The organism is Breznakia sp. PF5-3 (assembly GCF_029504745.1).
Taxonomy (GTDB): Bacteria; Bacillota_I; Bacilli_A; order Erysipelotrichales; family Erysipelotrichaceae; genus Breznakia.
The window spans coordinates 1-19,724 of sequence record NZ_JAQFIQ010000042.1 but is presented as its reverse complement, the minus strand read 5'-3'; the positions used below and the strand labels follow the sequence as shown (position 1 = coordinate 19,724).

The 19,724-nt window shown below is 32.2% G+C and carries 20 protein-coding genes and 2 tRNA genes; 1 reads left to right on the top strand and 21 read right to left on the bottom strand.

The features are described from left to right. Positions 1–177: 177 nt before the first annotated feature. The 17 genes from M2475_RS09465 to M2475_RS09385 all read right to left on the bottom strand — a co-directional run bounded on the left by M2475_RS09465 (position 178) and on the right by M2475_RS09385 (position 14,733). Positions 178–251, bottom strand: a tRNA-Gly gene (locus tag M2475_RS09465). 14 nt (positions 252–265) lie between these two features. Beyond that, positions 266–356: transfer RNA gene (locus tag M2475_RS09460), tRNA-Ser, on the bottom strand. A gap of 183 nt (positions 357–539) precedes the next feature. Next, on the bottom strand, positions 540–731 hold the full coding sequence (locus M2475_RS09455) for a cation transporter (protein ID WP_277491156.1): 192 nt from the start codon (positions 729–731) through the stop codon (positions 540–542). 1 nt (position 732) lies between these two features. Continuing rightward, positions 733–1,389 (bottom strand): HAD family phosphatase, encoded by a 657-nt coding sequence (locus M2475_RS09450; RefSeq protein WP_277491155.1) that lies wholly within the window; start codon positions 1,387–1,389, stop codon positions 733–735. Between the two features lie 10 nt (positions 1,390–1,399). Beyond that, positions 1,400–2,842 carry a leucine-rich repeat domain-containing protein gene (locus M2475_RS09445; RefSeq protein ID WP_277491154.1) on the bottom strand — a complete coding sequence of 481 codons (1,443 nt, stop codon included), beginning with the start codon at positions 2,840–2,842 and terminating at the stop codon, positions 1,400–1,402. A 13-nt stretch (positions 2,843–2,855) separates the two neighbouring features. Continuing rightward, positions 2,856–4,208: a magnesium transporter gene (mgtE, locus tag M2475_RS09440; RefSeq protein ID WP_277491153.1), complete on the bottom strand. Its 1,353-nt coding sequence runs from the start codon at positions 4,206–4,208 to the stop codon at positions 2,856–2,858. Positions 4,209–4,228: 20 nt separating this feature from the next. Further along, on the bottom strand, positions 4,229–5,596 hold the full coding sequence (locus tag M2475_RS09435; RefSeq protein WP_277491152.1) for a HAMP domain-containing sensor histidine kinase: 1,368 nt from the start codon (positions 5,594–5,596) through the stop codon (positions 4,229–4,231). Then, positions 5,596–6,252 carry a response regulator transcription factor gene (locus M2475_RS09430; RefSeq protein ID WP_277491150.1) on the bottom strand — a complete coding sequence of 219 codons (657 nt, stop codon included), beginning with the start codon at positions 6,250–6,252 and terminating at the stop codon, positions 5,596–5,598. The genes M2475_RS09435 and M2475_RS09430 overlap by 1 nt, the downstream gene beginning before the upstream one ends. Before the next feature lie 59 nt (positions 6,253–6,311). Further along, positions 6,312–7,646 carry a phosphoglucosamine mutase gene (gene glmM, locus M2475_RS09425; RefSeq protein WP_277491149.1) on the bottom strand — a complete coding sequence of 445 codons (1,335 nt, stop codon included), beginning with the start codon at positions 7,644–7,646 and terminating at the stop codon, positions 6,312–6,314. A gap of 8 nt (positions 7,647–7,654) precedes the next feature. Further along, positions 7,655–9,043 (bottom strand): CdaR family protein, encoded by a 1,389-nt coding sequence (locus M2475_RS09420; RefSeq protein ID WP_277491148.1) that lies wholly within the window; start codon positions 9,041–9,043, stop codon positions 7,655–7,657. Continuing rightward, a complete protein-coding gene (cdaA, locus tag M2475_RS09415; protein ID WP_277491147.1) occupies positions 9,030–9,995 on the bottom strand; it encodes a diadenylate cyclase CdaA in 966 nt (321 codons plus the stop codon). The genes M2475_RS09420 and cdaA overlap by 14 nt, the downstream gene beginning before the upstream one ends. Before the next feature lie 48 nt (positions 9,996–10,043). After that, positions 10,044–10,805, bottom strand: coding sequence for an HAD-IIB family hydrolase (locus tag M2475_RS09410; RefSeq protein ID WP_277491146.1), 762 nt, complete (start codon positions 10,803–10,805; stop codon positions 10,044–10,046). Positions 10,806–10,897: 92 nt separating this feature from the next. Then, on the bottom strand, positions 10,898–11,455 hold the full coding sequence (locus M2475_RS09405) for a Maf family protein (protein ID WP_277491145.1): 558 nt from the start codon (positions 11,453–11,455) through the stop codon (positions 10,898–10,900). Beyond that, complete coding sequence (locus tag M2475_RS09400; RefSeq protein WP_277491144.1) at positions 11,452–12,513, bottom strand: branched-chain amino acid aminotransferase; 1,062 nt, start codon at positions 12,511–12,513, stop codon at positions 11,452–11,454. Before M2475_RS09400 ends, M2475_RS09405 begins: the two co-directional genes overlap by 4 nt. A 44-nt stretch (positions 12,514–12,557) precedes the next feature. Then, positions 12,558–13,265, bottom strand: coding sequence for a TIGR01906 family membrane protein (locus tag M2475_RS09395; RefSeq protein WP_277491143.1), 708 nt, complete (start codon positions 13,263–13,265; stop codon positions 12,558–12,560). Positions 13,266–13,361: 96 nt separating this feature from the next. Continuing rightward, positions 13,362–14,396: a hypothetical protein gene (locus M2475_RS09390; protein WP_277491142.1), complete on the bottom strand. Its 1,035-nt coding sequence runs from the start codon at positions 14,394–14,396 to the stop codon at positions 13,362–13,364. 1 nt (position 14,397) lies between these two features. Then, entirely contained in the window at positions 14,398–14,733 is a 336-nt protein-coding gene (locus tag M2475_RS09385) for a PadR family transcriptional regulator (RefSeq protein ID WP_277491141.1), read from the bottom strand. 178 nt (positions 14,734–14,911) lie between these two features. Between M2475_RS09385 and M2475_RS09380 the strand changes: the two genes are divergently transcribed. After that, entirely contained in the window at positions 14,912–15,466 is a 555-nt protein-coding gene (locus tag M2475_RS09380) for a hypothetical protein (RefSeq protein WP_277491140.1), read from the top strand. Between the two features lie 87 nt (positions 15,467–15,553). On the opposite strand, the gene glmS is transcribed toward M2475_RS09380, so the two are convergent. The 4 genes from glmS to M2475_RS09360 all read right to left on the bottom strand — a co-directional run bounded on the left by glmS (position 15,554) and on the right by M2475_RS09360 (position 19,582). Beyond that, on the bottom strand, positions 15,554–17,371 hold the full coding sequence (gene glmS / locus M2475_RS09375; RefSeq protein ID WP_277491139.1) for a glutamine--fructose-6-phosphate transaminase (isomerizing): 1,818 nt from the start codon (positions 17,369–17,371) through the stop codon (positions 15,554–15,556). Between the two features lie 277 nt (positions 17,372–17,648). Further along, positions 17,649–18,008: a DUF1801 domain-containing protein gene (locus M2475_RS09370; RefSeq protein ID WP_277491138.1), complete on the bottom strand. Its 360-nt coding sequence runs from the start codon at positions 18,006–18,008 to the stop codon at positions 17,649–17,651. A 133-nt stretch (positions 18,009–18,141) separates the two neighbouring features. After that, positions 18,142–18,585: a polymer-forming cytoskeletal protein gene (locus M2475_RS09365; RefSeq protein ID WP_277491137.1), complete on the bottom strand. Its 444-nt coding sequence runs from the start codon at positions 18,583–18,585 to the stop codon at positions 18,142–18,144. A gap of 160 nt (positions 18,586–18,745) precedes the next feature. After that, on the bottom strand, positions 18,746–19,582 hold the full coding sequence (locus M2475_RS09360; protein WP_277491136.1) for a prenyltransferase: 837 nt from the start codon (positions 19,580–19,582) through the stop codon (positions 18,746–18,748). Positions 19,583–19,724 lie beyond the last annotated feature (142 nt).

Genomic DNA, 19,724 nt, shown 5'->3' with positions numbered 1-19,724 from the left:
TGGACACCCTTGTCTTCGGCTACGGGTTAGCGACTACACCCCCCACAGTGGACTTTCACCACTAGATATATGCCATGCCTAGCACACCAAAAAAACCCACTGGTTAAATACCAGTGGGTTGTCTTTCTTTGAAAGTATCACCTATTTTAAAAATTAAAAGTTCGACTTAATTCGAATTGGAGCGAGCGAGGAGAATCGAACTCCCGTATCGACCTTGGCAAGGTCGTGTTCTACCATTAAACTACGCTCGCTTATATTTTAAAAATGGCGGAGTAGGAGAGATTTGAACTCTCGCGCCAGTTACCCGACCTATACCCTTAGCAGGGGCACCTCTTCAGCCTCTTGAGTACTACTCCATACCGTGCATATCGCCATATAATAATACCATGGTAAGACACTTTTGACAAGCACAAAATATGATTCCAGAGTTTATTATAAACACAAAAATAAGAAATAAATAATCTTCATTATATTCACAAAATAAAAAGATTAATAAATTCACTCTACAATGATTTTACTAATCTTATTTTTTCTTATAATTATGCAATATGGTAGCCTAATTCACTAATAATCATACTAGCTTTACGAACCGCATCCCCACGTTCATAAATACTTACTGCTTTCTGTTCTAAATTAATATCAAACGCAATTCCTTCTTCACTTAATGCTTCTGATATTTTTTCTACACACTTCTCACAATTCATATCATTGACAATAATAATATGTTTCATATTAATTGCTCCTCTCTAAATTCGAAATTACATCAATTGAATCTGGTAATCCCTCAATAATGATATCTGCATGGTCTTGTTGCATTCCATAATGTTGATCACGAATAGCTGCAACATAAATCCCTGCTGCCTTTGCAGCAGCAATGCCAAGTTCAGAGTCCTCTATCACTAAACATTCTTCTGGTTGAACATCTAACTTCTTTAAAGTATCTAGATAAATTTCTGGATTTGGTTTACTCTCTTGATACTCATGTCCACTTGATGTTGTATCAAAGAACGTTGTAATCTCTAAATCATGTAATACGGTTTCAATGTTCTTACGTGGACTAGAAGATGCTAATCCTATTTTATATCCTCTACTTTTAAAATGGGTTAATGTTTCATACAATCCAGGCATTTTTAATTCTTTGTATGGAACTGGATTTTTCTTCGAATCCTCTACTACTCTTTTCACAAATTCTTTTCCACTTAATTTGGGTTGTAAAATTTCATCTAATTGCCTAGTAATTATTGGATCACTAGATCCAACAAATGAAATCAACAATTCTTCTGTATAATCAGCTTCTACTTCATCTAAATATTTACGCATTACATCCATATAGTAATGCTCAGTATCCACAATTACCCCATCCATATCAAAAATTACTGCTTTAATCATCGTATTCCCCCTAGTATGTAAATTTATCATAATATTTCATTTTCTCTAATAAACTAATATCCGCAATTGGATTATCATCAAGACGCAATTCATGTAGGTCTTTCATATTAAGAATTGGATCCAATTCAATAATATAGTTTGCTTTTAATGTTAAACCTTTTAAATGAGTTAACTTAGATAATGGTTCTAAATCATTTACACCATTATGATCTAATCTTAAATAAGTTAAATTCACTAACTTTGATAATGATGAAATATCTGTAATGATATTATTATATAAATCCAAAGTATTTAAGTTTGTCATATTACATAGTGGTGTTATATCAATAATCTGATTGTTTGCTAGAATTAGACTATGCAAGTTTGTAAGTGATGATAAAGAATGTATATCATGTATCTTATTGTTGCTTAAATCTAGCACTACAAGCTCATGACAAGCATTGAGAGCTGTAATATCCGCTATCATATTATTATGCAAGTTACACTCTTCCAAGTGTTTAAAATTAGCAATAAAATCAACATTTCGCAATTGTGTACGATCTAACTTTAAGTATGTCAATTCTTTCATATTTTGCAAGAAATATGGATCCGTAATCTTATTACATCCCAAATCCAATTTACGCATTTTGGTTTTCATCTGTAAAGGTGAAAAATCTTGAACTCCACAATATAATAAACGCAAATCCTCTAGTTCATGTAAATTTGCTACTAAACTAATATCTGAAATCTTACAATAAGATAAATTTAATACTCTTAATTTTGGTAAATGTATCAAAAAATCTAAATCATGCATATATGGATTATTTGACAAATCCAATTTCTCTAATTTCGTGAAATTATTTAATACTGTAGTGTCACTAAATAAATTTCCTGATAAATCCAATACTCTAAGATTTTTAAGATTCTTAATTACAGAAATATCATATAACCAAAGTTTTGGTAAATGTAACTCTTCTAAATTTATTAAATCTTCAAAAACACTTAAATCAAATCCCTCTGTACGCACCCCACCATGAAGAACTTTCAACTTTTCTAGTTTTACTAATTTATCTATATGTGAAATATACGTTCGGTTAATATTCAACTCTTCCAAACTATCCAAATCTTTTAAATATTTAAGATTTAAAGGAAACACTTCATTATGAGATAAATTTAATTTCTTTAAATTTTCAAAATCTTTTATTGGTGCAATACTTCGTAGTGCATTTTTGGATAAATCCAAACGTTCAATATGATGCAAATTACGAATAGGATCAATTTTTTCAATACTATTTGAAGATAGATCCAAAACTTTTAAATTGTGACACTTTTCCAATCCATCCAATTCATAAATTTCTCTGCTTCGGCAAGATAACACTTCCAAAGACTTTAAATCTTCCAGTGTTATTTCATCTTGCTCACCTTTCCCAATTGTCGCTAATATTGATAGTTTTAAATTTTCATCCTTTATCATATTAAGACCTCCCTTATAATAAGAAGAAACTAGCTAACCCTAAGTAAATAAGCAATGCTACAACATCCACAATCGTTGTAATTAATGGTCCAGCCATCACCGCAGGATCAAAGCCTAGCTTCACAGCAATCATCGGTAATGTACATCCAATAAGTTTCGCAACCATAACTGTACACATAACAGCAACAGAAACTACCATTGACGTCTGTACATCAACCATACCCATGAAAACAAGAACCCTGAAGAAGTTCACAATTCCCATAGTTATTCCACATAAAATCGCAACCCTAAACTCTTTAAACCATACTTTAAAGATATCACTAATCTTTAATTCACCCAATGCTAATGCACGAGTAATCATCGTGCTTGCTTGATTTCCAGCATTTCCTGCTGCATCCATCAACATCGGTATAAATACTGATAGATATGCAATACCTTGCAAGCGATCTTCAAAAATCAAAAGAACATTTCCCGTAAAGGTTGCACCTATCATCAGCACCAATAACCATACGATACGATGTTTATACATTGATAATACCCCTGTTTCCAAGTATGGCTTATCCGTTGGTGTTATCGCACTCATTTTATGAATATCTTCCGTTGCCTCTTCTTGAATAACATCAATAATATCATCATATGTAATTGCCCCTGCAATCTTACCTTCATCATTTACAACTGCAATTGTAGATATATCATACTTTTGAATCAACTGTGCTGCTTTTTCTTGATCATCATTGGTATGTACATAAACTATATCCGTATCCATGATGTCATCTATTTTCGCTTCTTCATTCTCATAGAGCAAACGTTTTAAAGACATGGATCCAATCAGCTCTCTTTTATTATCAGTAATATATGCATATCCCAAAGCACGGTCAATATTTTTTAATTGTTTTAAACGAATAATTGATTGTGCAACAGTTTCATTACGCTTTAAGGTAATATAATTTGTATTCATGATAGAACCACAAGAATCTTCTGCATAGTTTAATAATTTATTAATTTCTGCTCTTCTCGCTGGCTTCACATTTTGAAGAATTCGCTTTACAATATTCGCTGGCATTTCTTCCATGAAATCAACAATATCATCACTATATAAATTATCAAGCATCGCCTGAATTTCAGGACCTGTAAATACTTCAATCAAAGTTTCTTGTTTATCATAGGGAAGATAGGAAAATATTTCACTTGTAACATTTTTTTTCAATGTTTTAAATATAAATAATGTTTCTTGAGTCGTTAACTCTTCTACCAATTCACTCATATCAACAATATTATATTCACTAAAAAGTCGACGTAACTCCGTCACATTTTTATTTCTGATGAGTTCTTTTAATAACTCTAATGTAATTTCTTTATTTTCCATACATACCTCCCCACAAGTGATTATTTCATAATCTTGAAAATAACCCCTTCTGTTTCTACGTTTTCAGCAACAATTTGATAATGACTTGCCTGTACAACTTTACTTACAATTGAAAGCCCAAGGCCAAATTGTCCTCCCTCTCCTTTTTCATAAGGTTTAAACAATACTTTTAAACGCTCTTCTTCAATTTGAGGTCCATCATTATAAATACATAATTGATCTTCATCTAACGTAATAACAATTTGTGATTTCGCATATCGTAAAGCATTTTCCAAAATATTCTCAACACATACACGCCATGCCTCATCATTACCTCTAAATAGAGAGGTTGTTAGGTTGGTTTCAATTTCAATCTCTGGTCGTATCACCTTCGTATTTAACACTACTGTTGATACAACTTCTTTCATATCACAATATACCTCTTCATTATCTTGACTCAATATATATTCTACACGGTTCATAAACAATAAACTATGTACCTTTTTCTCCAAACGATTTGCATTATCAATGATAACATCTACACTTTTTTCCAATGTGTCATAAGGATAAATTCCATCTTTGATACTTTCCCCATATGACTTGATAGTTGCAATCGGTGTTTTTAAATCATGCGAAATATTATGGATCATCTCTTCTTTTGTACTTTCTTGGCGCGTCAACTCCTCACGCATACTAACCAAGGCTGTAGCCACTTCACCTATTTCATCTCTACGATGAACATTGATTTTCGCATCTTTTCCAACTTTTACCTTTTCAATATAGTTTTTAATCTGATTCAGTGGTCGAATAATATTACTTACCCACAACATCATAATTACAAAGAATAATCCAACAACAAAAATTGTAATATCCATCACATTTCCAACAAATGTTGATTTGAACTCTTCCATATAATCATTGTCTAGCATACTGACCATAATTACATCATCATCTAAAAACTTAATACTGTAATATGTATATTTTTTACTAGAAAAAGAATAATCAATACTTACATTTTTATAAAATGTTCCTACTGGTCCCTCACTAATAGCAGATAACACTTGAATATTCTTATAAATATCCGTATAGATACCACTACCTTCTTGCAAATCATTAGAATTACTAATTACGGTAAACGTATCTGCTTCTTTTTCAAAAAAATATGTATCCACAAAGCGATAATCACCTTGTGATAATTCATTAATATTAACATCTAACCCATAAAAATAAGTAAGATTGTTTTGTACTTCACGCAACTGAATAAACATCTGTTCTTCGGTATAACGATTTACATTACTATTGATAAAAATAAAGAAAAATATGGCAAAAAAGGAAATAAAACTTACAATTAATACAAATAATTGTTGGGATAAAGATAAATTCTTTACCCATAACCTAGACTTTGGCATTATCCTAAACGATACCCAAATCCATAAATTGTATGAATGTTCAAATTAGGAAGTTTTTTCCTCAATCGACGTAAGGTATCATCCACCACTCGATCACTTCCAAAATAATTATCTTCCCACACATTTTCCAAAATCATTTCTCTTGAAAAAGCGATTCCTTTATTTCGAATAAACATCATCAATAGATCAAATTCTTTAGTTGTTAAATCAATTTCATGATTCTCTTCAAAGACTTTTCTTTGTACTTCATCAAGTTCATATCCATCTATCTGAATTCGACTTGATTCTTTATATGCACGCTTCATTAGATTATTTACCCTAAGAACTAGTTCTTTTGGTGAGAAAGGTTTTGTGATGTAATCATCACTCCCCTTTTCAAGACCAATAATACGGTCAAATTCTTTGTCCCTTGCACTCATAAAAATGACTGGGATTTCACTTCCTTGACTACGAATTTCTTCAATCAAATCAAATCCACTTTTATTATCTAACATGATATCCAAAATCCAAAGATGCACATCATCATCATTGATGTGTGCATATGCAGAATCATACGTTAGATAAGAACGTACTTCATAGCCTTCTTTTTCCAAATATCTTTTTACTAGCTCATTTAAATCTTTTTCATCTTCTACTACACAAATTACTTTTTTCATACGAGTCACCTCTTATAGTCCTATTGTACCAAAATTATGTGATACAAAAAAGGACTTTTTTATAGTCCTTTTGATTTAATAAATTCTACTACATGATTCACATGACGCTCACACAAAGCATCGGTTTTTGCCTCCACCATAACTCTAATTAATGGCTCTGTACCACTTGGTCTTACAAGGATACGTCCTTCGCTTGCAAGTTCTACTGCCACTTCATCCACTAATTTTAATAATTCATCATCGTGTAATGCTTTTTCTTTGTTTTTTACTGGTACATTAATTAACAGTTGTGGATAGATAAACAACTCTTCACTTAACTGTTTTAATGACTTTCTTTCACTCTTCATAATTTCAAGTAACATTAAAGCACTTAACAAACCATCTCCAGTAATCGCATGACGTTTAAAGATAATATGCCCTGATTGTTCTCCACCTAAAATATAATCATTTGCTTCCATTTCTTCAAATACATATTTATCTCCAACTGCTGTTTGTTTATAATCAATCGCTTCTTTTTCAAGAGCTTTATATAATCCTAGATTTGCCATAACCGTTGTAACAACCATATTGTCTTTTAGCAATCCACGATCTCTTAAATATTTTGAACATACATACAAAATATGATCTCCATCAAACAATTCTCCATCTTCATTTACTGCAATCAAACGATCCGCATCACCATCAAAGGCAAATCCAACATCATAATTACCTTCACGCATCAATTCTTGTAAATCTTCTGGATGTGTAGATCCACAATGATAATTGATATTTATTCCATTGGGTTGAGAATGTAAAACTTTAGATGAAACTCCCAAATCCGTAAAAATATTTACTGCACAAGAAGTTGCACTACCGTTTGCAAGGTCTAAAGCAATCGACATTCCTGATAAATCAGTAGCAAGAACACTTTTCAATCTTGATTCATAAAGTACAAGACCATCTGAAAAATCGATCACTTTTCCGATATTCTCTCCATCCGCATATGTGATATCAATTTCATCATCTATATACTGTTCAATCAATGCTTCAATATCTGCATCCATCTTTTTCCCTTGACTATTAAACAGTTTAATTCCATTATCATAATAAGGATTGTGCGATGCACTAATCATCACACCACAATCGAATTTTTCTTTTTGAATTAAATAAGATATACATGGCGTTGGACATACATCAACTAAATATACATTTGCTCCCGTGCTTACTGCACCTGCAGAAATTGCCATTTCAAACATATCACTAGATAATCGAGTATCTTTTCCAATTACAATTTTTGCATGTTTTTTTCTGCCAAAATAATATCCAATATACTTTCCAATCTTTACTGCCATATCTAATGTTAATTTGTCATTTGCTCTTCCACGAGCTCCATCTGTTCCAAAATATTTCCCCATGTCCAACACTACTCCTTTTCAATTACTTTTGCTTCAACTAGTTCGATTTCTATATTTTTTAAACTATACTTTATCAAATCATTTTTATTTTGAACTGTCAATACTACTTCATATACACCTGCGAAAGAATACTCGCTCATATCGGCAACAACTATAATATTCGTTGCCTTTAGATTCTCTACTGTTTTTTTAGTACCACTAACTTCTACTGTAGTTACTATTTTTTCATCATTCATTAAAGATATTCCATCATTCCAATTTTCAAATTTTATAGGAATATCAGTAAATGTTTTGCTAACGGCTTTTCCTAATTTGAAATCCACTTTCACCGTAACACTATCGCCTTTTACTGCTGTACCATTTGGTAATTTTAATGGTACTGTAATGCTTTTAGCATCAATATCCTCAGTTATTTTTGTTAAAGGTACATGGATTGTAACATCTTTTATTTCATCCAATACATCTTGGGAACCAAACAATCTAATCTTCTTACGGTCTAACGTATAAGATTCAATCGCTCTACCCTCAGGAAGGCTACCTGTAAATTCTACTTTGATTGGTACTTCTTTATTTGGCGAACTAACCCCTACTTTAACATTTACGGTTTCTGGTAAAATATCCACATCCAATTTTTCACCATTTTGATCATACGCCACAATCATAGCTTCTTGTTCGAAATCAGCCTTTTTATCAGATACATCAATTAGTGCTTTCACATAAGCGATTTCACTCATACGATCTTCACTAGCACGAACAATTACCTCATTTTGATCAAACTCAGGTTTTGACAACGAATAAATATTATCCATATTATTCGTATTAATATAATCATAACCTAAAGTATAACTTCTTGTTATCTTTTTCTTCACGTTCACAACTACGATACTAGGTTTAATCGAAACATCAAGTTTGCTAGAAAAATTAACTGGTTCCAACTCTACTTCATGTGTTCCTTCCCCTAAATCTTTCAGATTCGCTAATATTTGATAATTGCTTTTCTGTTGTGCAACGCTTTGTACATCGCTTGTATCTCCGGTAACGGTAACATCTACTGTTTCTGGAAGATCACTCACTTCATAAGTACTATCACTAATATTACTTATTACTTGAACATCTTCCAGTTCAACAGCTGATTTCAAATTGTTTGTGAAGATATTTCCTTCTGCTCCACTATTTACAATCACACAGAAAATCGTAGCAAGACTTATTGCAACTAATTTTCCATACCTCTTATTGAATAAAATTCGATCAATCCAATTGGAAATAAAACGGAAAGCTCTTGCCAGCATATTTTCTAAATTACTATATGTCTTCTTGAATGATTCTGAAGTTTGTGCAAAGCTTTGTCCTAGCTCACTTTTATTTTCATGATTGTTTCTTTTTTTATTTTTCAGCATCATTCTTACCTCCTTTTTTGGGAGTACTTTTCGTCTTATTTATAACGATTGCATCTGCTTTTATTTTTTCTCGATGTTTTGTTTTGCGTTTTTTCTTTTTTTCTTCGCTTGGTTTTTCTTCATTTAATGGAGCAATGGTTTCCTTTTTAAAATCAGAAGCATCTTCACTTTCACTCTCATCTGCTGAGCGAACAATATTCAATAAGAAAACACGCAATTCATCTGCGTTCATAACGGTTAATTTACCCTCTTGGGCAATCGAAATATTCCCCGTTTCCTCTGAAACAACGATTGTTACACAATCTGTAATTTCACTGATTCCCACCGCTGCACGATGACGCGCACCATAATTGGAAGGAAATTCTTTAACTGTTGGTGGAAAATATGCACTTGCACAAGCAATTTTATTTCCCCGTATAATTACAGCACCATCATGTAAGGGTGTTCCTGGTACAAAAATAGAACATAATAACTCGGCTGTCACATCACTATTCATGATCGTACCAGTACGAATATAATCTTCTAAAGAATTGGTTTGCTCAAGTGAAATCAAAGCCCCTGTACGGCTTTTAGAAAGCGTAATACAAGTTTTTACCAACTCATCTACCAATTGTTGTCTTTGATCTTCATCTAAGCTAGAAAGACTGGAAAACACCGTTGTACGTCCAAGCTTTTCCAATAAAGATCGCAACTCTGGCTGAAATATAATAAAAACAGCTAAGAACCCCCAATTTAAAAATTGTGTAGTTAAAAACTCAATTGTTCTTAATTCTAATGTTTGGGCTATCCAATTAATCAAAAAAACAAAGATAATCCCTTTGGCAATCTGAATCGTTCGTGTATTATTTTTTATAATCTTAAGACAATAATAGATAACGATTGAAACAACACCAATATCAAGAATTAATTTCAATAATGAAATCAAATTACTCAAGGTTAAATAACTCAGCATAAGAAGCTCCTTTTTCTTGTCTAATTATAGCATAAAACAAGCACTTATTTAAAGACTATCCACAATCTGCAAATAAGTAGCAACATCTTTTACAACATAATCAACCAACCCTTTGATATCCGCTTGTGCATGCTCCAATGTCGCTCCTGTAAAAGCTTCCAACATACAAATATCATTATATGAATCACCAATTGTATAAATTGCTTTTTTATTTAATCCATCACGTTTTGCTACAAACGCGATTCCCTCAGCTTTACTCACACCTTTAGGAACCACATCCACACAATTTACATTCGCAAACGCTTCAATTGCATCCCCAAATTCATCATTCAAAGCAAATGCCAAAGCATTTGCTTCCGCTTGGTTTTCAAATCCTACTACAATTTGAGCAATTTTTTGTTGCTTTAAAATCGTTTCCACACTTACCGTAGAAGGGGCATTGTGAAGATCATCGTGGTGCTCTTTCAAAACTTTCTTCGCACGATGAATACCATCATTTAATACATAAGCACTACAATCATAAGTCTCTAAATAAGCAAGGATCTTCTCAGCCTCACTAAAATCAATCAATGATAGTTTTAAGATATTATAATCTTTATCTAAAATAACCCCTCCGTTATTACAAATCAAAAAATCAACATCCAACTTATTTTTTTTAATCTCATCCATAATCGTTGTCGTACTTCTCCCTGTAACAATACCAAATGCATTCCCAGCGTTTCGCCAACGTTGAAGAGCTATTTTATTTTCAGCAGATATTTCTCCATCAACTTTTAAAGTACCATCATAATCGGTAGCTAAAACTTTCATATTCCACCCATACCTTTCTTATCTATTATATCCAATCTATTACCATAATTAAATTGATTTTATGAACTTTTAAAAACAAAAAAGAAATATGTTTACACATACTTCTTTAGTCTTTGATAAAGTTCAGCTACTGGCAATCCAACAATATTAAAATAATCACCATGTAGTTCTTTCACAAAATATTTACCCATTCCTTGAATTCCATATGATCCTGCCTTATCCAACGGCGGCTCAAGTGTCAAATATGTTTTTATATCCTCATCAGATAACGTATAGAAACAAACTTCACTAACACTGTGAAACAATTCTACCTCCCCTTGAAAACAAAGTGCGACGCCAGTGATCACTTGATGCACATCTCCACTAAGTTTTTTCAAAGTATCATAAGCATCTTCAAGCGATTTTGGCTTTCCTAAGATGGTTCCATGATGATAAACAATTGTATCTGCTCCAATTACAATTGCATCAGAATTTGCTTCAGCAATTTTCTTAGCCTTTGATAAAGCAACCTGTTCAAGTGCTTTTTCAATTGATAATGTTTTATCAAATACTTCTTCAACATCAGAACCAATGATCTCAAAAGGAATATGAACACTTTCAAGCAATTCTTTTCTCCGTGGTGAATTGCTCGCTAAAATTATCTTTCTCATTTTAAAATTTTTACCCAATGATAAGGATCTGCCTTTAGCCCCCATTGAATTCCAGTTAATTCATCGTACAAACGTTGTGTTAATCCACCCGTTTTAAAATCATTTATGATTTGAGCATTTCCTTTATAGTTTAATTCTCCAATTGGTGATATCACAGCTGCAGTTCCTGTCCCAAAAGCTTCTTTCAACCTTCCATTTTGTGCATATTCCATTAAATCTTCAATTGCTAGGTTTATCTCTTTTACACGATATCCCCAGTCTTTTAAGATTTGGATACAAGAATCTCTTGTAACCCCAGGAAGGACACTTCCTTCCAATGGTGCAGTAACAATTTCATCATCTATCAAGAACATTACATTCATTGTTCCAACTTCTTCTACATATTTACGATGTACACCATCTAACCATAATACTTGTGTATAACCAAGCTTTTCTGCTTTTACCTGTGCTGCAATACTAGCTGCATAATTTCCTCCACATTTCGCAAATCCTGTTCCTCCAGCGACTGCACGAACATATTCATCTTCGACATAAATTTTAACTGGATTTACCCCTTCTGGATAATATGCCCCAACAGGACTTAAAATAATTATAAATTTATAAGCTCGTGCTGGATGAACACCCACACCTGCTTCACTAGCAAAACAAAAAGGACGAATATATAAAGAAGTTCCTTCCTTTTCGGGAATCCAATCTTGCTCATATTTTACAATCGCTTCTACTGCCTCTACAAACATAGCTTCAGGAATTTCAGCCATACATAATCTTTGATTTGATCGGATCATTCGCTTGGCATTCATATCCGGACGAAATATCAAAATATTATCTTTGTTACGATATGCTTTCAATCCTTCAAACGTCTCTTGTGCATAATGCAACACCATACTAGCTGGATCCATGCAAATTGGTCCATAAGGAACTATTTGCGCATTATGCCAACCTTTTCCTTCTTCATAATCCATAACAAACATATGATCTGTAAAATACGTACCAAACCCCAATTTATTTTGGTCTGGTTTTTCTTTTAATGTTGTTGCACGAGTAATTTTGATATCCATATAGATTCCCCCTTATTTATTTTATATATAATACGCTTCTTTTCTTATGAAAACAATACTTCAAAAAGTTTTTTTCGCTTCTTAGTATACCAAATACTAAATCCTAAAAATATCATATATATCCCTGTAAACAGAGCTACAATTCGAATTACCAAAGAAAAGAATAGATCTTGTGGTAATAAACGAATCATCAAATCTGTTCTAGGATTTAATAACCATAAATCATTTGTGAAAAACAACTTGTGAAACCGTGTCCAAAAATCAGTAAAATCAATACACGCATACAAAAGTAAAAAAGCCAATAAAAATACGAAAATGAAAGACACTCTAATAAAACTTGCACTCATAACCTCTAAAAATTCACTTTTTCGATCATAGTAAAGAATTACACCTAATATGATAATAACCATAATTGATGCGAAGCATATAGTACGAGCATCTAAATACAGATTTCTGACATCCACCATATGAGTTGCCTCTTTTTCATTAAAAGCCTCTTGGACATCCCCTTTATAAATCACTTCAACATCAATATCATCACGATCTCCATGCAAATAATCAAGCAATGTTGCTATACTTTTATTATAATCTGTTTTACTGAGATTTATGGATTCACTAATCTTCAAATCACTGTTGGTATGTTTATAAAAATTTTTGGAAAATGCATTCATTTCAATACTAAAAAACAGTATTACATAAATGAGCAATACACAGATAATAGATCCAAAAAAAACTTTCAACTTATATTCCATAACATACCTCTGTATCTATTTTACTACAAAACACATCGATTTTATGAAGAAAATAAAAATGCTTGTTTTATTTTAAACAGGCATTTTTGAAACAATCTAAAATTTGTTCTTATGTTCTCTATTTCTAAGCATTCGATATGCTGCCATTCCACACTCGCCAATCCCAACCAAAATAATAATTATAAGAACAAGAATTGTCACTGGATTTTGAATTGGACTTTTCAAAAAATTAAGAAGACCTGTATTGGCCCATTCTTGTTTAGCAACAAGTACAATGAAATCTGAAGTGAAAATTTTCGGCTGCATTATAACGAACAAAAAAGTAGTGATACTTACAATATATGAAATAAGTAAGGTGATAAATACCGACAATGTCCATCTACGCTCTTTTAATTTAACGATACATGGAATTGTATTAAATAACCATAAGATGGCGGTTGCAGGTATGCAAGCATACATGAATCCTTGGGTGAAGATATTTGATGTTTCCATATCTCCAATCTTAATCAGAGTATCAAAAGGAAGTGCCCCACTAAAGAATAATATCGCAAGAATGCTAAACACTGTAGTAAGTACTAATTCTACAATAATATCTGATAATGGAATACGATGTTTTGCATTTTTCTCTAGTTCTGGTAAATCTTCTATTTTCCAATCACCTGTTGATTTTGATCGGTATCCTGTACGCTCTGCAATTACAAAACCAATTGTCGTCCATACAAGCGTTTGTAAAGTAGCAGAGATTCCCATTGAAATTCCCTTTGTAAAGAGATTCTTTATAAATAAATTGATAGCAATCATACCATCATCACTAATCGATTCAACAGCACCAATAATTACTCCTATCCCTAAAAAAACAATACCTACCACTGGTAATACCCACTTTAATACTTTTATATATTCTTCATAAATGGCAGGTGATATTAAATATTTGGGACTATGTCGATACTTCTCTGCTAACTCTGCTGGTGAACCAAGTTCGTATAATACCTCTTTAACCTCTTCTTCACTTGCATTTTCAGAAAGCATATCATAAATATTAGCTTCTAATTCTTGTGATACTTCTTCTTGTTCTTTTTCTGGTAAACGACGAATTACATCGTAAATATATCTTTTTATTAACTTATCCATTTTAAATCTCCTTATAAACCAATTCTAAACTCGCTTGCATTTTTTTCCATTCCAATACTAATTCATGAAATACTTGTTTTCCTTTTTCACTAATAGAATAGTATTTTCTTGGCCTACTCTCACTAGTATCCCAATTACTTATTAATAGCCCTTGGCTTTCTAACCTACGTAAAAGTGGATATAAAGTATTGGCCTCTATATCGATTCCTTTTTCTTGCAATGTTTGTAGCAATGCATAACCATAATGTGACTTATATAAACACCCCAAAACAGCCATTGTCAGACTTCCCCTACGCATTTCAATAATATAGTTTTGAAATTGTTCTTGTTGTGTCATTGTACCACCTCAATCACATTATACTGTACGACACACATTATTGTCAATAATATATTATTTTAAATTTAATACAACAACACAATTTTAATAACTTTTTTTAAGTAACTATGATAGAATATATCTATGAGTAATTACTAGAAAAACAAAATATGATTCCATTTAGGAGGGGTTTTTTAAGATGAAATCAATCTATATATTATTAACAAAATCAAATACCTATGTTTCAAAGACAATTCAACTTGCTACAGCAGATAAATACACCCATATTTCCATCTCTTTTCATGAGTCTTTACAACCTATGTATAGCTTTGCAAGAAAGTATATCCATCTTCCGCTTCCAGCAGGATTAAGAGTTGAGCCATTATCACAAGGATACTTTAAAGAAAATGACTTTATTCCTTGTGCTCTATATAAATTAGATGTAGAAGATGAAGTATATGAAAAAGCACAACTCATGGTATTACAAATGATGGATCATGCTGATATATACAAATTCAATGTGATTGGCCTATTGTTATGCAAACTTAACATCCCTTTAAAAAGACAACACCATTATTTTTGTTCAGAGTTTGTAAGTGAAGTTTTAATTCAAAGTGAAGCCATATCCTTAACTAAGGATCCATCTTTAATTAGACCTAGTGATTATTTAAACTTTCAAGAATTAAATTATATATATTCTGGTGAAATAAGAGATCTTGTAGAAACGGTAAAACTCAATTATGTTAATGTTTAAAAAATAACCTTCATAATAGAAAAAATAAAAACGACTAAATTGATAATGTAACATTATCCATAATAGTCGTTTTTCATTTGATTTACATTATTCGACAGTTACTGATTTCGCTAAATTTCTTGGCTGATCAATCTCACACCCTCTTAAATTAGCAACCTGATAAGCAAGTAATTGTAATGGTACAACCGTAACGATTCCTTGTAACAACGTATCCACCTTAGGAATCGTAATTCGATAATCATAATAATCTTTACTTACTTTCAAATCTTCACGAACAAACAGTATTACATTTGCTCCACGCGCTTTCACTTCTTTGATATTACTAATCATTTTTTCATATAAAGATTCATCTGTACATATTGCAATTACAGGTGTTCCTTTTTCAATCAAAGATATTGTCCCATGCTTTAATTCTCCTGCTGCATATGCTTCGCTATGAATATAGGATATTTCCTTTAATTTCAACGATCCTTCCATTGAAATTGCATAATCTACCCCTCTACCCAAGAAGAATACATTCGCATAGCGTGATATAATCTTTCCTGCTTGTATATATTGACAATCATTTAATAACGATTCTAAAATAGATGGTAACTCGTGGATCTCCTTTATAATCTTTGCTACCTCTTCTTCATCTATTTGCTTATGAATATAACTAAGGTTTAATACAACTAACGATAATAATGCTACTTGTGTACAATATGCCTTTGTTGTAGCAACTGCAATTTCTGGCCCTGCTTTTGTATAGGCAACATATTTCGCTTCTCTTGCAATACTACTACCTACTACATTCACAATTGCAAAAGTGTCAATTCCTTGTTCCTTTGCTAATAACAAAGCAGCTAGTGTGTCTGCTGTTTCACCACTTTGTGAGACCAATAAAACAAGTACACCATCATCTAATATTGGATTTTTATAACGATATTCGCTAGCAATTTCAACATTTACTCTCACCCTAGCTTTACTTTCAATCAACGTTTTTGCAATCATTCCTGCATACATTGCACTTCCACAAGACACGATATGGATTTCTTTGTATTTTGATAAATCAGGCATTCTCTGTATCAATTCTTGAATATCATCTTGAAGATATGCTGCCATCGTATCTTTTACTGCTCTTGGCTCTTCATGAATTTCTTTCAACATAAAATGCTCATACCCATCTTTTTGAATATCTGCTACATCCATCGTTGCTTCTAACACTTCATGACAAACCTCTTTAGCTTGCAAATTATAAAATTTATAATCATCTTTACGAAGGACAGCAATTTCATCCTGTCCTAACAAGATATACTTTTTAGTATACTTCAATATTGCTGGCACATCACTAGCAATATAATTCCCATCTTTCCCCACTGCAATGATCAAAGGTGAATTTCTACGCATTGCATAAAGAGTATCAAAATCATCATCAAATAAAATGCCAAAAGCAAAAGAACCTTTAAATTTATTGTTTGCTAAAATAAGGGTTGCTACTTTATCAAACGTTTTTTGATATGCATAATCAATATACGCTGCTGCAATTTCACTATCTGTTTCAGAATCAAAAACATAGCCTTTTACTTCTAACTCCTTTTTTATAACATCATAATTTTCAATAATTCCATTATGTACCAACGTAACACTTCCATGATGATGTGGGTGTGCATTACTCTTACTTGGGGCACCATGTGTTGCCCATCGCGTATGCGCAATACCTAACGTTGATGATGGAATTTGATATTGTTGAAGTTTATCTTCCAATACAGCAACCTTCCCGCGTGTTTTCACTATTTTTATTTTGTCTTCTACTAATATTGATACTCCCGCTGAATCATATCCACGATACTCTAATGACTTTAAGCCATCAATTAAAACACTATTTGAGATCTTCTTCGATCCTACATAGCCTACAATTCCACACATTTAATTTTACCTCCACTATAAAAAGACCTTTTTAAGGTTCCATGGTGGTGAAATAATTTTTAAGACCTATTATCTTGTCCTTTGTATTATTTCTAACGATTCACTCAACCGCAGTAGTACCCGCCGAATATTTCGATAACTACTGTCCTCGTCAACAGTTAAACTGTCCTGGCGCTCGTTACTATCGATTTGCAATAATAACTTTCTTGATTATATCTAGATTTTTAAAAAAAGTCCATATTTATTATTATGAACTCTTATAAACTAGCTATATTTTTTATTTCTTTTGTAATGTTTTATTCTCTTCTACTCGATACTTAACAATTTTTGCAATCAAAACTTTAGGTAATGGTCTATCAATTGGAAATTGAATCCCACCCTTCGTTGTCTTGTAATCTTTAAGTTCATCTAAAAAATGTGCTACCCCACTTGGTGTAGGATAAAACCCAATATGGTTTTTATTGGCAGCAAAATGCATTAAATTTTTATGCAATACAAAGGTTGCCATTCCCCAACTTATTTTTTCACTAGCTTCTGGAGCATTCTGCTTTATAATCATTCTTAACTCTTTCATTTGCTTTTGATGTGATTTTGGGAATTGTGCAATATATTCATCAATTGTATGTATTTCACTCATTGTACTTACCTCTATACTTTCAGTATAGCAAAAAGTTATATGTTCGTCTTGTCTTTCTTTACACAATCTAGATAAATATCATTTATAATACAAAAAAAATTAGTATACTACACTTTTCCATCTGTCATACCAGTTAATTTCTGCTACTCGCACGCTCCACAATTTCTACATTGATATCCCCATGAACAATAGCACCTTTTTCAAAAATTGCTTTTACACCATTCATATTTCCTTCAATGGTGCCATTCACAATAATCAAATCAGCATTTACATCCCCTTTTACATGACCATCTTCCCCTATATAAATTTCTGATCGTGCATTTACATCTCCCAAAATATTCCCTTCATGCAAATGGATGATAGAAGCACTGACATTTCCTTTTACAATCGAGAATTCGCTTATCTTCACGTTTTCCTTTGAAATAATATTCCCTTCCACTTTTCCTTTTACATGTAAATTTTCTGAAGTATTTATATCTCCATCAACAATAGAATTTTCTGTTACAACCATGATTTCATCATCTTCATTCCAAATTGATAGCATCGTTTGACCTTCCTGTAGTGATTTTGATTTCATTGTTATTCTCCTTTAGCATTAATCCTCTCTATAATTTGTGCCCTCAAACAAATCCTTCTTCTATTCAATCACTATGATTACGACTCAATATTACCTTATTTATTTATAAAAAGGGTAATATTGTTACCAATGTATCTTCCAATGACATAAAAAAAGGATATTATCCTTTTTTTAAATTATCTAAAATTTCTTGATACCGTTTTGTTGCCAATTCGCTTGGCTCTCCCTTCTTACAAAAATTCATTTTCGCAAGTTTTGGGACTACTCTCTCTACAACAATTTTTCCATCTTGAAGAGTAGATTCTAAGTATGTAAGAGCCTCTAAAAATCTTGAATCTTGTTTTGCTCGATCATAAAACGATAAAATATAGACATACAAAAAGATATTATAATTACGAAATGGATATTCCACCTGCATAAAGCGTTTTCCCATTCCATAATGACATGGACCAAGGGGTTTCTTTATCGTCCAATGTGCCAATAAAAAATCCACTGCTTTATCAAGTACTTGAAGATTATTAAACCCTTCTTGAAAGCGAAAGCTATCTAAAGCAATTAACGTTGGAAATGGATTTGAACATTCTGTTTCAGGTCCTCTACCAAAATAAAATTTATTGCATCTCCAACCTCCATCTTCATATTGAATAGATAATAGATGCTCAAAGGTTTGCTTTACTCGATCATCATCGACATACCCTAAATAACAAAGTGTATTTACTGCAAGAATTGTCTGACAAGGATAAATACCACCTTTGGGATATAATTTGAATTGCCCATTTTCTTTCCACGCCTCAAAGAAAAGATTAGTTATCCCTGTCAATACTTCATTTGAAGGGTCCATTCCTATCTCTAATAAAAATAAAGCACTTTCCATTGCCGAGAAAGGAGCACCTTTTATTAAACGTTTATCTGGTGTAGTAAAGTAATCAAAACCTTGATCATATCGATGTGATAAAATTGTCTCTATATCTTCTTGGTATTTCTCTTTTTGCTTCATGATGTTACCTCATTTATAAGTATAACATATTCTCCACATAAGCAATTATCAATCGAGTAGGAGGTAACTGATTAATTCAGTTACCGACCTCTCACACCACCGTACGTACGGTTCCGTATACGGCGGTTCAGTATATTTTAAC

Excerpts from the sequence above, each read along its gene's own strand:
- M2475_RS09455 (WP_277491156.1), bottom strand. The coding sequence starts at position 731 with ATGAAACATATTATTATTGTCAATGATATGAATTGTGAGAAGTGTGTA.
- M2475_RS09450 (WP_277491155.1), bottom strand. The coding sequence starts at position 1,389 with ATGATTAAAGCAGTAATTTTTGATATGGATGGGGTAATTGTGGATACT.
- M2475_RS09410 (WP_277491146.1), bottom strand. The coding sequence starts at position 10,805 with ATGAAAGTTTTAGCTACCGATTATGATGGTACTTTAAAAGTTGATGGA.
- M2475_RS09435 (WP_277491152.1), bottom strand. The coding sequence starts at position 5,596 with ATGCCAAAGTCTAGGTTATGGGTAAAGAATTTATCTTTATCCCAACAA.
- glmM (WP_277491149.1), bottom strand. The coding sequence starts at position 7,646 with ATGGGGAAATATTTTGGAACAGATGGAGCTCGTGGAAGAGCAAATGAC.
- M2475_RS09365 (WP_277491137.1), bottom strand. The coding sequence starts at position 18,585 with ATGAAATCAAAATCACTACAGGAAGGTCAAACGATGCTATCAATTTGG.
- M2475_RS09385 (WP_277491141.1), bottom strand. The coding sequence starts at position 14,733 with ATGACACAACAAGAACAATTTCAAAACTATATTATTGAAATGCGTAGG.
- M2475_RS09445 (WP_277491154.1), bottom strand. The coding sequence starts at position 2,842 with ATGATAAAGGATGAAAATTTAAAACTATCAATATTAGCGACAATTGGG.
- M2475_RS09405 (WP_277491145.1), bottom strand. The coding sequence starts at position 11,455 with ATGAGAAAGATAATTTTAGCGAGCAATTCACCACGGAGAAAAGAATTG.
- cdaA (WP_277491147.1), bottom strand. The coding sequence starts at position 9,995 with ATGCTGAGTTATTTAACCTTGAGTAATTTGATTTCATTATTGAAATTA.
- M2475_RS09360 (WP_277491136.1), bottom strand. The coding sequence starts at position 19,582 with ATGAAGCAAAAAGAGAAATACCAAGAAGATATAGAGACAATTTTATCA.
- mgtE (WP_277491153.1), bottom strand. The coding sequence starts at position 4,208 with ATGGAAAATAAAGAAATTACATTAGAGTTATTAAAAGAACTCATCAGA.
- glmS (WP_277491139.1), bottom strand. The coding sequence starts at position 17,371 with ATGTGTGGAATTGTAGGCTATGTAGGATCGAAGAAGATCTCAAATAGT.
- M2475_RS09390 (WP_277491142.1), bottom strand. The coding sequence starts at position 14,396 with ATGGATAAGTTAATAAAAAGATATATTTACGATGTAATTCGTCGTTTA.
- M2475_RS09420 (WP_277491148.1), bottom strand. The coding sequence starts at position 9,043 with ATGCTGAAAAATAAAAAAAGAAACAATCATGAAAATAAAAGTGAGCTA.
- M2475_RS09370 (WP_277491138.1), bottom strand. The coding sequence starts at position 18,008 with ATGAGTGAAATACATACAATTGATGAATATATTGCACAATTCCCAAAA.
- M2475_RS09400 (WP_277491144.1), bottom strand. The coding sequence starts at position 12,513 with ATGGATATCAAAATTACTCGTGCAACAACATTAAAAGAAAAACCAGAC.
- M2475_RS09380 (WP_277491140.1), top strand. The coding sequence starts at position 14,912 with ATGAAATCAATCTATATATTATTAACAAAATCAAATACCTATGTTTCA.
- M2475_RS09395 (WP_277491143.1), bottom strand. The coding sequence starts at position 13,265 with ATGGAATATAAGTTGAAAGTTTTTTTTGGATCTATTATCTGTGTATTG.
- M2475_RS09430 (WP_277491150.1), bottom strand. The coding sequence starts at position 6,252 with ATGAAAAAAGTAATTTGTGTAGTAGAAGATGAAAAAGATTTAAATGAG.